This is a genomic window from Allobosea sp., assembly GCF_030694325.1.
In the GTDB taxonomy this organism is placed as follows: domain Bacteria; phylum Pseudomonadota; class Alphaproteobacteria; order Rhizobiales; family Beijerinckiaceae; genus Allobosea.
Genome location: NZ_JAUXYO010000012.1, coordinates 1 through 3251, shown reverse-complemented (window position 1 = coordinate 3251; position 3251 = coordinate 1). Strand labels below are relative to the sequence as shown.

The 3251-nt window shown below is 67.9% G+C and carries 6 protein-coding genes and 1 riboswitch; of the genes, 4 read left to right on the top strand and 2 right to left on the bottom strand.

All coding sequences use genetic code 11. The annotated features are described in order from the left end of the window. From Q8M82_RS00520 to Q8M82_RS00510, 3 genes are all read left to right on the top strand, one after another. Positions 1 to 243 (top strand): cobalamin biosynthesis protein (locus Q8M82_RS00520; RefSeq protein ID WP_305689440.1); only part of this gene is annotated, 243 nt, incomplete at its 5' end. A 68-nt stretch (positions 244 to 311) separates the two neighbouring features. Next, the gene (locus tag Q8M82_RS00515; RefSeq protein ID WP_054142679.1) at positions 312 to 536 is read left to right on the top strand and encodes a CopG family transcriptional regulator; all 225 of its coding nucleotides are present in this window, start codon (positions 312 to 314) and stop codon (positions 534 to 536) included. Continuing rightward, complete coding sequence (locus Q8M82_RS00510) at positions 533 to 976, top strand: TA system VapC family ribonuclease toxin (RefSeq protein WP_305689439.1); 444 nt, start codon at positions 533 to 535, stop codon at positions 974 to 976. Before Q8M82_RS00515 ends, Q8M82_RS00510 begins: the two co-directional genes overlap by 4 nt. 8 nt (positions 977 to 984) lie before the next feature. Here the strand turns inward: Q8M82_RS00510 and cobO are convergent, their stop codons facing one another. Both cobO and cobU read right to left on the bottom strand, forming a co-directional pair. After that, on the bottom strand, positions 985 to 1596 hold the full coding sequence (cobO, locus tag Q8M82_RS00505) for a cob(I)yrinic acid a,c-diamide adenosyltransferase (protein ID WP_305689438.1): 612 nt from the start codon (positions 1594 to 1596) through the stop codon (positions 985 to 987). Positions 1597 to 1621: 25 nt separating this feature from the next. Continuing rightward, positions 1622 to 2140, bottom strand: coding sequence for a bifunctional adenosylcobinamide kinase/adenosylcobinamide-phosphate guanylyltransferase (cobU, locus tag Q8M82_RS00500; RefSeq protein WP_305689437.1), 519 nt, complete (start codon positions 2138 to 2140; stop codon positions 1622 to 1624). 171 nt (positions 2141 to 2311) lie between these two features. Further along, positions 2312 to 2497: riboswitch (cobalamin riboswitch) on the top strand. A 124-nt stretch (positions 2498 to 2621) separates the two neighbouring features. Here cobU and Q8M82_RS00495 point away from each other — a divergent pair. Continuing rightward, positions 2622 to 3251: HupE/UreJ family protein (locus tag Q8M82_RS00495; RefSeq protein ID WP_305689436.1), on the top strand; the 630-nt coding region annotated here is incomplete at its 3' end.

Below are 3251 nucleotides of genomic sequence, written 5' to 3'. Positions count from 1 at the left end.
CACCGCTCGCCCAATGCCGGCTGGCCGGAGGCGGCGATGGCGGGCGCGCTGGGTCTGAGGCTGGCGGGGCCGCGCATCTATGGCGCAGTCACCGTCGAGGACGGCTGGATGGGCGATGGCCGGGCGGAGGCCACGTCGGCGGATATCCGGCGGGGCTTGCGGCTGTACCGGAAGGCTTGCGGGCTGTTGTGGGGACTGGCGGGGTGTGGCGCGCTGATCGCGCTCACGCTGTCGCGTGTGTGAGCAGGCTGGCTTACGGCTGGCCATTGTTTGCGCTAAAATCCGGCCTTGAGCCGGATGGGAAGGCGATCATGGGCACGCATGTGACGATCGACGACGACGTCGTCCGCGCCGCCGAGAAGCTGGCGCGGGAGCAGGACCGCACCGTCGGAGAAGTGATCTCCGATCTGGCGCGGCGCGCCCTGCCGGCGGAGCCGGAGATCACCTACAGAAACGGCTTCCCTCAACTGCCAAGCCGCCCCGGCGTCGTGGTCACGTTGGAACTGGTGAACGCGCTTCGCGATGAAGAGCCGTGACCTATCTACTCGACGTCAACGTTCTGATCGCGCTCATCAACCCGTCGCACGTTCATTCCTCGGTCGCACATGACTGGTTTTCATCCCGTGCCAAAGGGTCATGGGCGACCTGTCCGATCGTCGAAAACGGCGTAGTGCGCATCCTTGGTAACCCGCGCTATCTGTTTGCGCCGGCTCAATCATCACCTGCCGGTGTCGCGCGGGTTCTGAGTGAACTCCGCTCCATTCCCGGACACGTTTTTTGGCCCGATACGGTCAGTCTGTTTGACGACGCGATCGTCGATCTCTCACGGCTGCGCCATTCAAAAGAGGTGACCGATACCTATTTGCTGGCGCTTGCGTCATCCAAAGGCGGGAAGCTGGCGACCTTCGATGCGCACATCGCCACCGCAGCAGTCCGTGGCGGCGCCGACGCGCTTCACCTCATCCCCACCGCCTGAACGCCCCCTCAAAACTCGATCCCCTCCTGCGCCTTCACGCCGGCCGCGAAATGGTGCTTCACCAGCGTCATTTCGGTGACGAGGTCGGCGGCCTCGATCAGCTCCGGCTTGGCGTTGCGGCCGGTGACGACGATGTGGAGATCGGGCCGGCGCGCCTGCAGCGTGGCGACGACCTCGGCCAGCGGCAGGTAATCGTAGCGCAGCGCGATGTTGAGCTCGTCGAGCACGATCAGGCGGATGCTCTCATCCGCCATCAGTTCTTTGACCTTGTCGAAGGCGCGGGTGGCGGCGGCGATGTCGCGGGCCTTGTCCTGCGTCTCCCAGGTGAAGCCCTCGCCCATGGTGTGCCAGGCAATTTGCTCGCCGAAGGCGTCGAGCGCCCGGCGTTCGCCGGTCTCCCAGGCGCCCTTGATGAACTGCACCACGCCGACGCGCCAGCCATGGCCGAGTGCGCGCAGCATCAGCCCGAAAGCGGCCGTCGACTTGCCCTTGCCGGGGCCGGTGTTGACGATCAGCAGTCCCTTCTCGACCGTCTTGGAGGCGACCTCGGCGTCCTGCAGCGCTTTGCGCTTCTCCATTTTCGCCTTGTAGCGGGCGGCCTCGTCGGTCTGGTTCGTCATCGGCTTTCTCACGTCACGGGCCTGTTCACTTCACCTGCATCGGCAAGCCGGCGACCATGAGGACCACGCGGCCGGCCCTCGCCGCAATCGCCTGATGCAGCCGGCCGGCCTCGTCGCGGAAGCGCCGCGCCAGCGCGTTGTCGGGCACGATGCCGAGCCCGACCTCGTTTGAGACGAGCACGATCGGCGCCGTCGCCTGCGCACAGGCCTCGATCAGGGCGCGGCCGGCGGCGGCAGTGTCCCGCTCGGCCAGGATCAGATTGGTCAGCCAGAGCGTCAGGCAATCGACCAGCACGGGGCGGCCCTCGGGCAGGCCGCGGATCGCCTCCGGCAGTTCGAGGGGAGCGTCGACCGTCAGCCAGTCTGCAGACCGGCGGGCGCGGTGCTCGGCGATGCGCGCGGTCATCTCGTCGTCCCAGGCCTCGGCGGTGGCGATATAGGCCCAGGGGCCCGGCAGCGCCTCGATCAGCGCTTCGGCATGGCGGCTCTTGCCCGAGCGGGCCCCGCCGAGGACGAGGGTGAGGTGTGGAATCGGTTCGATCACGTCAGCCCGTGAAGAAACAGGCCCTCATCCTGAGGAGCGGACGACAGTCCGCGTCTCGAAGGATCATCCAGAGCGCACTGAAGCATCCTTCGAGACGCCGCTTCGCGGCTCCTCAGGATGAGGGCTGGGGTGGAAGCGAGCCAACTGCATTGCACAGCCTCGCGCACATGGCTAATGATCGTCGCCGACGGTGCCTCCGCGAGGAGGTGAAAAGGGAACGCGGTGTGATGCCGCGGCTGCCCCCGCAACTGTAAGCGGCGAGTTTCGCGCCATCGGCCACTGGGAGCGATCCCGGGAAGGCGGCGTGGAATGACCAGACCCGCGAGCCAGGAGACCTGCCGTCGACAGTGTTCCTATGGGCCCATCGGACGGGGTGTTCCGACGGCGGCTGTGTTCGCATGGCGAAAGTCATGCGGCTCCGTCCTTGGGAACGTGAGGCCGGTCGCGAGATCGGCCGCCTTCTGACGGAGACCGGACCACCATGACTCTGCGCAACCGCCTGACCCTCGCCTTCACCGCCCTGCTCTGCAGCCCGGCGCTGGCCCACCATCCGATGGGCGGCCAGACGCCGTCGACGCTGACGGAGGGGCTGCTGTCGGGCCTCGGCCATCCCATTCTCGGGCTGGACCATCTCGCCGCGCTGGTCGCGGTCGGCCTCGTCGCTTCGCGCTACGCCTCGGGCGCGCTGCTGCTGCCGGTTCTGTGGATCGTCGGCATGGGGCTGGGCGCCTTCGCGCATATGAACAGCATCGATCTGCCGGCCGGCGAGATCCTGGTCGCGGGCAGCCTCGTCCTCATCGGCGCCATCGGCGTGCTCAAGCCCTCGCTGCCGCTGCCGGCTCTCGCCGCGCTCTTCGCGGCGGCCGGCTTCGCCCATGGCCATGCGCTGGCCGAATCGATCATCGGCGCCGACACCGCCGTGGTCGGCGCCTATCTCATCGGGCTCGTCGCGATCCAGGCCGCCGTCACGGTCGGCACGATCCTCCTTGTCCGTCGGCTGTTTTCGCCGGAGGCGAGCCTGTCCATGCCGGTCCGCGCGGCCGCCGCCGCGATGGCCTGCGTCGGCCTGGTCTTCCTGATCGCGGCCTTGCCCGCCACGACCACCGCCGCG